At 73.5% G+C, this 13,553-nt stretch carries 13 protein-coding genes; 4 read left to right on the top strand and 9 right to left on the bottom strand.

What is annotated here, in order from left to right; genetic code table 11:
- Positions 1 to 674: SbcC/MukB-like Walker B domain-containing protein (locus GT030_RS27440; protein ID WP_272920726.1), on the top strand; the 674-nt coding region annotated here is incomplete at its 5' end.
- Positions 675 to 678: 4 nt separating this feature from the next.
- On the opposite strand, the gene GT030_RS27435 is transcribed toward GT030_RS27440, so the two are convergent.
- The 6 genes from GT030_RS27435 to GT030_RS27410 form a co-directional block, all read right to left on the bottom strand.
- A complete protein-coding gene (locus GT030_RS27435; protein WP_161203378.1) occupies positions 679 to 1,917 on the bottom strand; it encodes a cytochrome P450 in 1,239 nt (412 codons plus the stop codon).
- Between the two features lie 43 nt (positions 1,918 to 1,960).
- Complete coding sequence (locus tag GT030_RS27430; protein ID WP_161203377.1) at positions 1,961 to 3,352, bottom strand: FAD-dependent oxidoreductase; 1,392 nt, start codon at positions 3,350 to 3,352, stop codon at positions 1,961 to 1,963.
- Complete coding sequence (locus GT030_RS27425) at positions 3,342 to 3,602, bottom strand: ferredoxin (protein WP_161203376.1); 261 nt, start codon at positions 3,600 to 3,602, stop codon at positions 3,342 to 3,344. The genes GT030_RS27430 and GT030_RS27425 overlap by 11 nt, the downstream gene beginning before the upstream one ends.
- A 107-nt stretch (positions 3,603 to 3,709) precedes the next feature.
- Positions 3,710 to 4,381, bottom strand: coding sequence for a hypothetical protein (locus GT030_RS27420; protein WP_161203375.1), 672 nt, complete (start codon positions 4,379 to 4,381; stop codon positions 3,710 to 3,712).
- A gap of 91 nt (positions 4,382 to 4,472) precedes the next feature.
- Positions 4,473 to 6,161 carry a DUF885 domain-containing protein gene (locus tag GT030_RS27415; protein WP_161203374.1) on the bottom strand — a complete coding sequence of 563 codons (1,689 nt, stop codon included), beginning with the start codon at positions 6,159 to 6,161 and terminating at the stop codon, positions 4,473 to 4,475.
- 53 nt (positions 6,162 to 6,214) lie between these two features.
- Complete coding sequence (locus tag GT030_RS27410) at positions 6,215 to 6,700, bottom strand: Lrp/AsnC family transcriptional regulator (RefSeq protein WP_030808933.1); 486 nt, start codon at positions 6,698 to 6,700, stop codon at positions 6,215 to 6,217.
- Between the two features lie 59 nt (positions 6,701 to 6,759).
- On the opposite strand from GT030_RS27410, the gene GT030_RS27405 reads away from it, so the two are divergent.
- The gene (locus GT030_RS27405; protein ID WP_161203373.1) at positions 6,760 to 7,950 is read left to right on the top strand and encodes a PLP-dependent transferase; all 1,191 of its coding nucleotides are present in this window, start codon (positions 6,760 to 6,762) and stop codon (positions 7,948 to 7,950) included.
- A gap of 75 nt (positions 7,951 to 8,025) precedes the next feature.
- Here the strand turns inward: GT030_RS27405 and GT030_RS27400 are convergent, their stop codons facing one another.
- The 3 genes from GT030_RS27400 to GT030_RS27390 all read right to left on the bottom strand — a co-directional run bounded on the left by GT030_RS27400 (position 8,026) and on the right by GT030_RS27390 (position 11,362).
- A complete protein-coding gene (locus tag GT030_RS27400) occupies positions 8,026 to 9,447 on the bottom strand; it encodes a GNAT family N-acetyltransferase (protein ID WP_202460621.1) in 1,422 nt (473 codons plus the stop codon).
- 198 nt (positions 9,448 to 9,645) lie between these two features.
- A complete protein-coding gene (locus GT030_RS27395; RefSeq protein ID WP_161203372.1) occupies positions 9,646 to 10,491 on the bottom strand; it encodes an alpha/beta fold hydrolase in 846 nt (281 codons plus the stop codon).
- Positions 10,492 to 10,594: 103 nt separating this feature from the next.
- Complete coding sequence (locus GT030_RS27390; RefSeq protein ID WP_161203379.1) at positions 10,595 to 11,362, bottom strand: alpha/beta hydrolase; 768 nt, start codon at positions 11,360 to 11,362, stop codon at positions 10,595 to 10,597.
- A gap of 154 nt (positions 11,363 to 11,516) precedes the next feature.
- Between GT030_RS27390 and GT030_RS27385 the strand changes: the two genes are divergently transcribed.
- Together GT030_RS27385 and GT030_RS27380 are read left to right on the top strand one after the other, a co-directional pair.
- A complete protein-coding gene (locus GT030_RS27385; protein WP_161203371.1) occupies positions 11,517 to 12,431 on the top strand; it encodes an RNA polymerase sigma-70 factor in 915 nt (304 codons plus the stop codon).
- A gap of 155 nt (positions 12,432 to 12,586) precedes the next feature.
- On the top strand, positions 12,587 to 13,345 hold the full coding sequence (locus tag GT030_RS27380) for a GntR family transcriptional regulator (protein ID WP_161203370.1): 759 nt from the start codon (positions 12,587 to 12,589) through the stop codon (positions 13,343 to 13,345).
- Positions 13,346 to 13,553 lie beyond the last annotated feature (208 nt).

Raw genomic sequence — 13,553 nt, 5'->3', positions numbered from 1 at the left:
CCGAGCGCCGGCTGCGGGAAGCCGCCTCCGCCCGCGACGAGGCCGCCCGCCGTACCACCGAGCTGGACCGCCTCTCCGCCCGCGCCGAGGACGGCGCCCGGCGCCTCGCCCCGCTGCGCGAGGAGTACGACCGGGTGGCCCGGCTGGCCGCCCTCGCGGCCGGCACCAGCGCGGACAACGAACGCCGGATGCGCCTGGAGTCGTACGTCCTGGCCGCCCGCCTCGAACAGGTGGCCGCCGCCGCGACCGCGCGCCTGAGGCTGATGTCCGCCGGGCGCTACACCCTCGTCCACTCCGACGACCGCAGCGGACGCGGGCGCAGCGGGCTCGGGCTGCACGTCGTGGACGCGTGGACCGGCCGTGAGCGGGACACCGCGACCCTGTCCGGCGGTGAGACCTTCTTCGCCTCCCTCGCGCTCGCCCTCGGCCTCGCCGACGTGGTCACCGACGAGGCGGGCGGGGTCCGGCTCGACACCCTCTTCATCGACGAGGGCTTCGGCAGCCTGGACGACCAGACGCTCGACGAGGTGCTCGACGTGCTGGACTCGCTGCGCGAACGCGACCGCAGCGTGGGCATCGTCAGCCACGTCGGCGACCTGCGCCGCCGCATCCACGCCCAGTTGGAGGTCGTCAAGGACCGCACCGGGTCGTCGCTGCGCCGGCGCGGGGTCTGAGGGGTCAGGGCAGCACGCCGTCGACGGCGACGGGCAGATGGCGCGGCCCGCGCAGCACCGCGTTCGGCCGGTACGGGGGCGGGTCCGCCACCAGCCGGGGGTTCTCCAGCCGCCGCGCCAGCTCGGCCAGCGCGATCTGCGCCTCCAGCCGCGCCAGCGGCGCGCCGAAGCAACTGTGGATGCCGCTGCCGAAGCCGAGGTGCTGGAGGTCGTCCCGGTCGGGGTCGAACCGCTCGGGGTCCTTGAAGCGCTCCGGGTCCCGGTTGCCCGCGGCCAGCATCAGCCAGATCCGCGAGCCCTTGGGGATCGTCACCCCGCGCACCTCGATGTCGGTGATGCAGGTGCGCTGCGGCAGGAGCTGCACCGGAGGCTCGTAGCGCAGCAGCTCCTCGACGATGTTGACCGCCAGCTCCGGCTCCTCGCGCAGCCGGTGGAGGTACTCGGGGTGGCGCAGCAGGGTGAGCATGCCGTTGGCGATCAGGTTGACGGTGGTCTCGTGACCGGCGATCAGCAGCAGGACGGCCGTGCTGAGCACCTCCATCATGGTCATGGCCCCGTCCGGCCCCTTCCCGGCCGCCAGGTCGGACAGCATGTCGTCACGCGGGTCCCTGGTGCGCTCCTCCGCCAGCCCGGCCAGGTACATGCCGAGCTGGGTCCGCGCCTCCTGCGCCTTCCGCACGAAGTCGGGGTCCGCGCCCTGCCGGGTCTGCGGGTCGAGGCTCGCCACCACCGGGTCCACCCAGGACCGGAACCGGGGCTCGTCCTCGCGGGGCACCCCGAGCAGCCGGCAGATCACCGTCACCGGGAACGGATAGGCGAACTGGTCCACCACGTCGATCTCGGTCCCGCCCGCGAGTCCGTCGATCAGCCCGGCGACGATCCCGTGCAGCTCGCCCCGCATGCCGTCGATCCGGCGCGGCTGGTGCGGTGGCCCGAACGCGCTGTTGGCGATGCGCCGCAGCCGGTCGTGCTCCGGCGGGTCCAGCCGGATGAACGACGGCGGCAGCCCGGTGTTCTCCGCCTGGTTCAGCTCGTCGGCGCCCGGCGCCGTCAGATTCGCCGCGTCGGAGCTGATCCGGGGGTCGTGCAGCAGGCTCTCGATGTCCCAGTACGACGAGATGACGTACGGGTCGCCGTCCTCCTCGTGCAGTACCGGGGTGCGGCGCAGCTCGGCGTAGAGCGGGTAGGGGTCGGCGCGGTTGGCGAAGTCGGTGATCCGGGCCACCAGCGAGGGTTCGGTCATGGCAGGTCCTTGGGGCGTCGGGGGCGGCGGGGCCGGACGGCGGTCAGTGGTGGCCGGGGGTGAAGACCAGCCGGCGGTCCGCCGGTGAGTATCCGCTGAGGGTCACGGTCGGGCCGTGGGTCGGCAGGGAAGGGTCGGGGAAGTCGGCCGGGACCGCCTTGCGCCCCTCCGGGCCCCGGTCCACCGTGGGGTACTCCACCGGGAAGGGCGCGCCCTGCTCGATCTGCCGCTGGCAGTACTCCAGCCAGCGGGCGTTGTCGAAGGTCACGCCGGCCACGATCCGGCCCTTGTACCCGTACACGCCGACGAACCGGCGCTCGGCCGTGGACCCTTGGATGATCATCAGCTCGTCGCCCATGGGCGGCACGCCCACCGACTTGATGTTCACCCCGAACTGCGAGGACCAGAAGGCGGGCATCCACATGTGCGGGCGCCGGTCGGAGGCAGGACAGATCATGTTGTGCGCGGCCGTCTCCGCCTGCGCCACCGCGTTGCCCCAGTGCTCCAGCGACAGGAACTGGTAGCCGAACAGCGCGTGCGGGGAGCGGGCCACGTCACCGGCGACGAACACGTCGTCCGTGACGATGCCCCGGAAGTCGAACGCCCGGCACCCGGCGTCGCTCGCGATGCCGCGCGGCCCCGCCCCGAGCCCCGAGCCGCTCAGCCACTCGGTGTTGCGCAGCGACCCCAGCGAGACCACCACGACGTCCGCCTCGACCACGCTCTCGTCGGACAGGTGCACCGACCGCACCCGGCCCATCGGGTCGCCCTCCAGCGCGGTGACGGTGACACGGGTGCGGAGGTCGACGCCGTTCTCCAGCTGGAGGTCGGCCGCGACCGCCCCGATCACCCCGCCGAGCGCCCCCACCAGCGGGGCCCCCGCACGCTCCGCGACCGTGACCTCAAGACCCATCTCCCGGCAGGCGGAGGCCACTTCGGACCCCGCGAACCCGGCGCCGATCACCATGACCCGCTTCGCCCCGGCCCGCAGCCGCTCGGTGAGGGCGACCGCGTCGTCGCGGGTGCGCAGCACGAAGACGCCGTCCAGCTCGGCCTCCTCCGCCACCGGCCAGGGGCGGGCGCGCACCCCGGTGGCGATCAGCAGCCGGTCGTACTCCACTTCCTCGCCGTCGGCGAGCCGCACCCGCTTGCCCGTCAGGTCCAGCCCGGCCGCCGGGACCCCGAGCCGCCACTCGGCGTCCAGGTGCCGGCGCCGGGGCAGATCGGTGTGCCGCGGGGACGCCTTGCCCAGCAGCACCGCCTTGGACAGCGGCGGCCGGTCGTACGGCTCGTACGGTTCGTCGCCGATCAGGGTGAGGGAACCGGTGAAGCCCTCCGCGCGCAGCGTCTCGGCCGCCCGCAGCCCGGCCAGCGAGGCGCCGACGATCACGATGCGGCCCTCGCGGCGCAGCCAGTCCACGTAGTCAGCGGCCATCGCGCGGCTCCCAGGGAGCACCGGAGAAGGCCTGCACGGGCTCGACGGGCGCGCCCTCGTGCAGACCCTCCACCGTGATCGCCTGCACCGGGCAGGCGGCGGCCGCGCGGGCGACCGCGTCCCGCTCCTCCTCGGCGGCGAGCGGGTTGTAGAGCAGTGCCTCCTCGCCGTGCATGGTGAACACGTCGGGGGCGAGGAACGCGCACTGGGCGTATCCCTGGCACTTGTTGAGATCGACGACGATCCGCATCGACGCTGCGCCCTTTCCGGTGGCCTGCTCCGGTCGTCCCCCGGCCGCAAGCATCCGCGCGCCGGTGCCGGGGCCGCGCGCCGGGACGCGCCGATCGGGTGAGCCGGTCAGGCCGGGGTCACGCGCCGCCGGCGCCCGCCGGCCAGCATGATGTGCACGCTCAGCAACAGCGACCAGGCGGGGAAGACCAGTTCCGCCCAGGGCACGTTGGAGGAGACGAAGAGCAGCACCAGCGCGGTCACCGCGCCCGCCGCCGACAGCCAGCGCGGCAGCACGCCCATCCGCGTGCCGATCACCGACATGGACGACACGAAGACGGCCGCCATCCGCATCGCGTAGTCCATCAGCAGCGTGTACGCGAAATGCCGGCCGAAGTCCCAGGTGGCGAGCGAGGGCGCGCTGCCGGCGGGGTGGGCCACGGCCAGCACCGCCGTGGCGGAGGCGGCCGCGCCGAAGAGGGTGGCGGTGAAGACCAGGCCGCTGCCCAGCAGCACGGTCGCCAGGAACCGGTCCTCCACGTCGCCCACGTGCGCGCGCACCGCGCCCAGGAACCACAGGAAGAAGATGCCGGCGAACGGGATCAGCGCCAGCGCCGCCCGTACCGCGTCCCGCCGGGTGGAGTCCGTGAAGCCCTCGGCGTCGGACGCGTCGGCCCCCTCGGGGATGCCGAGCCGCAGCAGCACGATCGTCGCCGCCAGCAGCAGCGCGAACACCACCCCGGCCAGCCCGGCCGCCCGGGGCGTCTCCCACGCTCGTCGGTCCGGCCCGTTGCGCTGCATGAGCGGCCCATCTCCCTCGTGCGACGGCCCCCGCACCAGCAAGCAGCCGGTTACGGGGGCCACGCCACCCGGGCAGGGCCGTACGGCCGAGTCAGAGCCGGGACAACTCGTCCACCAGGTCGTCCAGACCGAGCGAACCCTGGGACAGCGCCGCCATGTGCCACGCCTTCGGGTCGAAGGAGTCGCCGTGCCGCTCCCGCGCCCGCTCCCGGCCGAGCAGCCAGGCCCGCTCGCCCAGCTTGTAGCCGATCGCCTGGCCCGGCATCGTCAGATAGCGGGTCAGCTCGCTCACCACGAAGTCCGCCGGACGGCTGCTGTGCGCCCGGAAGAACTCCTCCGCGAGCTCCGGCGTCCACCGCTCACCGGGGTGGAACGGCGAGTCCGCCGGGATCTCCAGCTCCAGGTGCATACCGATGTCGATGATCACCCGGACCGCGCGCATCATCTGCGCGTCCAGATAACCGAGCCGCTCCTCCGCGTCCGTGAGATAGCCCAGCTCGTCCATCAGCCGCTCCGCGTACAGCGCCCAGCCCTCGGCGTTGGCGCTGACCATGCCCACCGTGGCCTGGTAGCGGGACAGGTCCGCCGCGACGTGCGCCCACTGCGCGATCTGCAGGTGATGGCCGGGCACGCCCTCGTGGTACCAGGTGGACACCAGGTCGTACACCGGGAACCGGGTCTCGCCCATCGTCGGCAGCCAGGTCCGGCCCGGCCGGGAGAAGTCCTCCGAGGGACCCGTGTAGTACGGGGCCGCAGCGCCGCCCGGCGGGGCGATACGGGACTCCACCCGCCGCACCCGTTCGGCGAGTTCGAAGTGGGTGCCGTCCAGATCGGCGATCGCCCGGTCCATCAGGCCCTGCAGCCACTCCCGGACCTCGTCCACGCCGTCGATGTGCCGGCCGTGCTCGTCCAGGTGCGCCAGCGCCACCCACGGCGTCTCGGCGCCCGGCAGCACCTTCTGCGCCTCCTTCTCCATCTCGCCGAGCAGGCGGTGGAATTCCGACCAGCCGTAGGCGTACGCCTCGTCCAGGTCCAGGTCGGTGCCGTTGAAGTAGCGGGCGCAACGGGCGTACCGCTCACGGCCCACCGTGTTCGGGGCGTCCGCGACGGCCGGGGCGTACACGTCCCGCATCCAGTCGCGCAAGGAAACCACCGAGGCCGTCGCCGCGCGGGCCGCCTCGTCCAGCTCCGCGCGCAGCGCCTCGGGACCGGCCGCGGCGAAGTCCTCGAACCAGCCGCGCCCCTCGCCGGTGTCCGCCCACTCGGTGAGCTGCTCGACGAAGGTGGCCGTCGGCCGGGGCGCCGCGTACAGACCGCGCTCCAGACCGAGGGCGAGGGAGGCGCGGTAGCCCTCGTAGGCCGCCGGGACCGCGCGGAGCCGCTCGACCAGGGCCGCCCAGTCCTCCTCGGTCTCCTGCGGGGTCACGGAGAAGATGTCCCGCACCGAGTGGCCCGGTGTGTGCATGTTGCCGACCGCGCGCAGGTGTTCGTGCGCGTCGTGCATGGCCAGTTCGGCGGTCAGCCGCTCCCGCAGCAGCCGTCCGCAACGGCGCTCGGCGTCACTGTCCGCGCCGGGCAGGCGCTCGGCCTCGTCCAGCCGGGCGAGCGTCGTACGCGCCAGGCCGGCCAGGGCCTCCCGGCCGGCGGGGGAGTAGTCGGGCAACCGGCGGGAACTCTCCCGCACACCGAGGTACGTGCCGGTGACCGGGTCGAGGGCGATGAGGTCATCCACATAGGCGTCGGCGACCTGACGGGGCAGCAAGCTCTTGGTGTCGGACATGGCGCCCATCCTGATACCAGAGGCGCGTCCGCGTCACCCGTGCACCGGTGATTTCAGCTCTCGGCATGACCCGGCGGCAGCAGCGGCCCGCACTCCCACTGCTGGAAGATCAACCGGGTCTCGACCCGCGCCACTTCGCGCCGCGAGGTGAACTCGTCCAGCACCAGCCGCTGGAGGTCGGCCATGTCGGCGACCGCCACATGCACCAGATAGTCGTCCGGGCCGGTCAGATGGAACACCGTCCGCGCCTCCGGCAGCGCCCGTACCCGCTCCACGAACGGCCCGACCAGCTCCCGTCGGTGCGGCCTGACCTGCACCGACAGCAGCGCCTGCAGGCCGCGGCCCAGCTTCGCCGGGTCCAGCCGGAGCTGATGGCCGAGGATCACGCCCGACCGGCGCAGCCGGGCCACCCGGTCCAGACAGGTCGACGGCGCCACCCCCACCCGCGCGGCGAGATCGCGGTACGTGGTCCGGGCGTCGTTCTGCAGCAGCCGGAGCAGGTGCAGATCCACCGGGTCCAGTACGACGGAGGCGTCCATCGGCCGAACGTAACACGGCTTTCAGCCCCCTGAACCCGTTCGGTGTTCACCCTTCGGTCATGGAATCGAGCAGCAACGGCGCCGCCGACACCGTACGCAGGGCACTGGCCACCGAGGCCGTGCACGCCGGCCGGGAGGACCTGACCGCACAGGGCCTGCACACCCCGCCCATCGACCTCTCCACCACCTACCCCTCCCACGACAGCCGGGACGAGGCCGCCCGCATCGACGCCTTCGCGGCCGAGGGCATCCTCCCCGACGGCCCGCCCGTCTACGCCCGGCTCGGCAACCCGACCGTGGCCCGCTTCGAGACCGGCCTCGCCCGCCTCGAAGGCACCGAGTCCGCCGTCGCGTTCGCCAGCGGCATGGCCGCGCTCAGCGCCGTGCTGCTCGCCCGCTCGGCCGCCGGCCTGCGTCATGTGGTCGCGGTCCGGCCGCTGTACGGATGCAGCGACCACCTGCTGACCGCCGGGCTGCTGGGCACCGAGGTCACCTGGACCGACCCGGCCGGGATCGCGGCGGCGCTGCGCCCCGACACCGGTCTGGTGCTGGTCGAGTCCCCGGCCAACCCCACGCTCACCGAGGTCGACATCCGGGCCGTCGCCCACTCCTGCGGGACCGTACCGCTGCTCGTCGACAACACCTTCGCCACGCCCGTGCTGCAACGCCCGGCCGAGCACGGCGCGCGGCTGGTGCTGCACAGCGCCACCAAGTACCTCGGCGGCCACGGCGACGTGATGGCCGGAGTGGTGGCCTGCGACGAGGAGTTCGCCGGGCAACTGCGGCGGATACGGTTCGCCACCGGCGGGGTGCTGCACCCGCTGGCCGGCTATCTGCTGCTGCGGGGTCTGGCCACGCTGCCGGTCCGGGTCCGTGCGGCCTCCGCGACCGCCGCCGAGCTGGCCCGCAGGCTCGCCGCCGACCCGCGCGTGGCCCGCGTCCACTACCCGAAGCTGGGCGGCGCGATGGTCGCCTTCGAGGTGCACGGCGACCCGCACGAGGTGATCGCCCGCGTCCGGCTGATCACCCCGGCGGTCAGCCTGGGCAGCGTCGACACCCTCATCCAGCACCCGGCGTCCATCAGCCACCGCATCGTGGACACCGTCGACCGGCACGGCGCCGGGGTGGGCGACCGGCTGCTGCGGCTCTCGGTCGGCCTGGAGGACACCGAGGACCTGTGGGCCGACCTGTCCGGCGCGCTGGGGGAGCGGGTCCCGGCGCCGGTGCCGCTGTTCGAAGCCGTCAACTGAGTTAGCGAAACAGGAAGTTCCCATGACGACGGCCCGGCGGCTGGTCACCGCCGGGCCGTCCGCCGTACCGGGAGGTCAGAGCCGGAGCTGCTCGTCGTCGCGCCTCGAAGGGGCGCCGGTGCGGGCCGGCTCCAGCCGGGCGGTGATCACGAGGGTGCCCTCCTCGACCTGGTAGTCCAGGGGCAGCCCCAGTCCGCGCATCGCCGCGACCATCCCGGTGTTGGCGGAGCGGGTCACCGCGTACACACTCGCGCAGCCCGCCTCCACCGCCATCCGCACCAGCCGCTCCAGCAGCTCGGTGCCGACACCGCGCCGCTGCCAGTCGTCCTCGACCAGCAGGGCGACCTCGGTCTCCTCGCCGTCCCACAGCAGATGGCCGAGGCCGACCAGGCGGCCCGAGGCGGTCTGCGCGGCCAGGGTGCGGCCGAAGCGCGGGCTGAGCAGGTGGTTCAGATAGCGGTCGGCGTCGCGCACCGGCCCGTGGTAGCGCAGGTCGAGCGTGCGGTCCGAGCAGCGCTCGTGCATCGCCCGGGCCGCGTCCAGGTCACCGGTGTCGACCCGGCGCACGGTGATCGCGTTGCCCTCGGGCAGCGTCAGCACGTCGTGCGCGCGCGGGATGCGCGGGCCGAGGCGGCTGTCCAGCTCCACCAGAGCCCGCGCCCGCGCGAACTCGGTGGGGGTGAAGGGCAGATACGGCCGCTCCACGCTCAGCACGCCCCCGCCCGGCGCCCGCAGGCGGAGCACGGTGTCCTCCAGCACCCCTTCGGCGGGCACCGGCTCGCCGCTCGTGCCGGCGGGCAGTGAGCGGATCGTGCACCGGCCGAGCAACTGACGCAGGGCGAGCGGAAGTTCGGCCGCGTCCAGCGCGGTGCGGGTGGCGAGGCTCAGGACGCGGGTGGGGGCGTCGACCAGATCGTGGGCGTCGGCCCGCTCGATCCAGGTGGAGCTGCCGCCCGCCTCCGCGATCACACGGGTCAGTTCGGAGGCCGTCAGGGCGTCCGGGGCCCGCAGCAGGAACTCGTCCACGGTGCCGTCGGCCAGCGGATGCGTCTGGAGGCTCAGGATGTCGACCCGGTGCGTGGCCAGCGCCGTGCAGAGCGCGGCCAGCGAGCCGGGTTGGTCCCGTACGGTCGTCCGCATCCGCCACAGGGCGCCGGTGCCTCCCTGTGTGGACGGCCCGGCCGGGTGCGCGGACGCGCTCGGCCGGGCGCCGGTATCGCTGGTGTCACCGGTGGGCGGTGCGTGCACATGGCGCCGGGCCCACCAGGTGTGGAACCCGGCCGTCGCGGCCAGGGCGAGCGCCGAGATCAGCAGCAGGGCGGGACCGTCGGGGCCGTGCCCGATCAGGTTCGCCACCGCGTCGGCCACCGCGACGGCCGTGAACAGGGCCGCGAGTTCGACGAGGTCCCGCCGCCAGTGGTGCACGGGACGCCCGTGCCGGGTCCGGATCGCGCCCGGCGTCGATTTACGGTGCGTTCGAGAGATGTCCGCAGTCATGCGGCCACTGTGCAGGAATGGTGTTGCGTGATCACGAACGCTCTGTGACCGATGGGTAAAGCGTCGTTGTGCCCGAGTTCGTCGCACTTTCCACCACCAGTGGACGACCCGTCAAAGTCACTGCTCAGCACCGCAGTTGGCGTGCCGCGCTCCGGGGGATGACGCCGGTGCGCGACACGCCTTCGAGGGTACGGGACGTCAGGCCCCGGCCGCGCGGCTGCTGCCGTCGAGGATGACGCGGGCGACGAGCGCCGGGTCGTCGTTCATCGGGACGTGTCCGCAGCCGGGCAGCCGGACCAGCCGGGCGTGTGGGATGATCCGCTTGGCCCGCACCCCCTGGCGGCGCAGCAGAATCCGGTCGTGCGCCCCCCACGCCACGGTGACCGGGACGCCGGGCAGCGGGTCGGTGAACCGCACGGTGGTGCCGGTGCGCAGCGTCGCCTCGAACGCGGTGGCCCCGGCCAGCGCCAGCGTCTCCGCGACCACCGCCTCCGGGGCCCGCCGTGCGGGACGCCGGTAGATGGTGCTGGTCAGCGCGGTGCGGCCGGCCGCACTGCGGGACATCCGCTCCACCACCGGCAGCGGCAGCCGCCGGGCAAGCCCGCGCATGGTGAGCAGCACCCCGAAGGCGTACCGCCGCTCGGCCTCGGTCCAGAACCCGGCCGGGGCCAGCGCGGTGACGGACCGTACGGCCTTCTCCCGGCCCAGCTCCAGCGCGAGCAGCCCGCCGAGGGAGTTCCCGGCCACGTGCGGGCGGTCCAGGTCCAGCGCCTCGAAGAGCGCGCCCAGCACGGAGTTGATCGTCGGGAGATCGTGGGCGAGGCCGCCGGGCAGGTCCGGCGAGGCGCCGAAGCCGGGCAGGTCCACGGCGATCACCTCGCGCTCGGTCGCCAGGATGTCCACCACCGGGTCCCACGCCTGCCGGTGGTGCCCGATGCCGTGCAGCAGCACCAGCGGATCACCCCGCCCCACCCGCTGGTACGAGACGGTCACATCCTTCGTCCCGGCCGGGGCGGGAACCTTGAAGGAGACGGTGGCGGACATACGAAGCTCCTCGGTACGGCTGCTGACGGACGCCGTAGACAGCTTGTCAGCAATTACTACCGGCGGGTAGCCCTTCGCGCCGTGTCGCGGAACTCCGCTGATCTCAGGCCGCGAGCGCCGCCGCGACCAGGCTGGCGAAGGCTTCGGGGGCGTCCAGCATGACGTTGTGCCCGCAGTCCGCGACCGTGACCACGGACACCCCCGCCTCCCGCAGCCCGGCCTCGCCGGGCAGTGGTCCGTCGGCCTCGGGGCGGAGGAAGGTGCGCGGAACGTCCAGGCGCACCAGCAGCTCCCGCATGGTCGGGACCGTGCCACGGGCGAGCCCGGCCGCGCTGCGGTGCAGGGCCGTACGGTCGGTCAGCCGCATGGTGGCCCACCAGAACGCGCCGGCCCGGTCCCGGACCTCCTCCCACCCGCCGTCCGTGAACTCCGCCTCCGAGTAGGCCACGATACCGGCGCTGCCGGGCGCGCCCCTGGCGGGCTCCACCGGGTCGAGGTTCGCGTCGATCAGCATCAGCCGGGACACCAGCTCCGGGTGCCGGTCGGCCAGCACGATCGCGACGGCACCACCCATGCTGTGCGCGATCACCTCGGCCCCCGTCACCCCGGCCCCGGCCAGCGCGGCGGCCAGCGCCCCGGCGTGCGACTCGAGGCTGTAGTCGAAGTCGTGCGGCCGGTCGCTCAGACCGTGTCCCAGCAGGTCGACCAGGAGCGTGCGGTGCCCGGCGATCAGCGGATGGGTGGCCGCCTCGGCGAAGTAGGCGGCCGCCGTGGCACCCAGACCGTGCAGATAGACGCGGGGCGCGTCGCTCCCCGGCAGCTCCACCCAGCGGATGCGGTCACCTGCGGCGGTGACGACTGCGTCCCGGATGCTCACGGCATTCCCCCTGCTCGACGGCGTACGAGCGAATGATCTTAGACCTTCGCCCGCACCGCCCGGTGCCGCCCCGCCGGGCTCCGCAACGCGCCAGGAACGACCGAATTCGTCTGGACACCGGCGGGTGCGCCGGGATGGGATGGGAACCGTGACGACCGAGACCGCGATCGATGTCTTCGAAGAGAACCGTCCGCTGCTGACCGGCGTCGCCTACCGCATGCTGGGCCGCGTCGCGGACGCGGAGGACGTGGTGCAGGACGCCTGGCTGCGCTGGTCCCGCGCCGATCGCGCCGAGGTCCGCGAACCCCGCGCCTACCTGGTCCGCGTCACCACCCGGCTGGCCCTGGACCGGCTCCGGCAGGTCAAGTCGCGCGGCGAGGCGTACGTCGGTCCCTGGCTGCCCGAGCCCTACACCACCGATTTCGGCGACACCGTCCCGGACACCGCCGACCGGGCGCTGCTCGCCGACTCGGTGTCCGTGGCCGTTCTCGTCGTCCTGGAGTCGCTGTCCCCGCTGGAGCGCGCGGTGTTCGTGCTGCGGGAGGCGTTCGGCTATCCGTACGCCGAGATCGCGCAGCTGCTGGACCGGGGCGAGCCCGCCGTACGGCAGCTGGCCGCGCGGGCCCGCAGGCACGTGGAGGAGCGCCGGCCGCGCTACGACGTGGACCCCGTCCAGCGCCGGAAGCTGACCGAGCGGTTCCTCGCGGCGGCCACGGAGGGTGACCTCGACGGGCTGATGTCCCTGCTCGCTCCCGACGCCCGTCTGGTCGGCGACAGCGGCGGCAAGGCCAAGGCCCCGGTGCGGGTGCTGTTCACCGCCGACAAGGTGGGGCGCTTCCTGGCCGGGGTGTCCTCGAAGAACCTGCTGCCCGACATGACCCACCGGTTCATCGAGGTGAACGGCGGTGTCGCGGTGCTCGTGCTGTCCGAGGGCAGGCCGGACACCCTGTTCCAGCTCGGCATCACCGACGGCGCGATCAGCGCCGTCTACATCATCCGCAACCCCGACAAGCTGCGCGTTCTCGCCGGGGACAGACGCCCTCGGCGTGCGAACTCCATGTGAACGCTCGGTCACCCGGGCACCGGGCGAGTGGGCAGGGATGGGACAATTGGTCTTGACCAAGCATCAGGGCCGCCCTATGGTCGCAAAGAACTGCAACAACCTTTAATAAACAAGGGCGCCAAAACCGCCGGAGCACGGCACTCGCGGAGGACAGGGTGGGGACCACGCAACTGGAAACGGTGCCGGAGCCGAAGTACTTGCACCTCAAGACCGTACTGAGCGAGGCACTGGACTCCGAGTTCTCGGTGGGTGAGATCCTGCCGAACGAGCGCGATCTCGCCGCCCGGTTCGGCGTCGCCCGCGCCACGCTCCGCCAGGCGCTGGAGCAACTCGAGCTGGAGGGACGGCTGCAGCGCCGCCGGGGTGTCGGTACGACCGTCGCGCCGCCGCGCGTCGGCGTCGCCCTCGGCACCGGGCGGCAGACCTGGCCCGGCACCGGTGACGACGCCTGGCAGCCGATGGACTGCGAGCGGGCCGTACCGCCCGCCCCGGTCGCGGCCGCCCTGGACACCGGTACCGAAGAGGTGCATCTCGTACGCCGGTTCCGGATGTCACAGGGCCGGCGCGTCGCCACCGAGCTGCTGTACGTCCCGGCCGCCTCGGTGCCCGACCTGAGCGCGATCGACGCGCCCTCCGGACCGGCCCGCGCCCGTGCGGTGCTGCGCGAACTCCAGCGGCTCGAACTGGACGGCCAGGACCGCGCGGTGGAGCTGGGCTCGGCCGGCGCGGAGGACGCGAAGGAACTCGACCGGCTGCCCGGCTCGCCCGTCCTCGTCGTCACCACCCGGTTCACGGCCGAGGGCCGTACCGCCGCGCTCGGCGTGGCGACCTACCGCGCCGACACCTGCCGCCTCACCTTCGGCGACACCCCGGACGTCGAGATACACCACGACCCCGAGCGACGCGCCTCCTGAGAGCAGCGGCACCAGCACCGCACACCCCGCCGCGCCCCGGAATCCCACCGGGGCGCGGCGGCACGCGGGCCGCACACCCGGATGCGCCCCGCGACGGCGCACAGTGCCGCTTCACATGGGGCCACCGCGCACCCGCCGCCCCGGAAGCCCACGGGAGCGCGGCCGCTTGTGGGCCGCACGCCCGAATGCGCCCCGCGACGGCGCACAG

The sequence above is a fragment of the Streptomyces sp. SID1328 genome (genome assembly GCF_009865595.1).
GTDB lineage: Bacteria > Actinomycetota > Actinomycetes > Streptomycetales > Streptomycetaceae > Streptomyces > Streptomyces griseoluteus.
The sequence above is the reverse complement of the archived record's forward strand: the minus strand, read 5'-3'. Positions and strand labels throughout refer to the sequence as shown.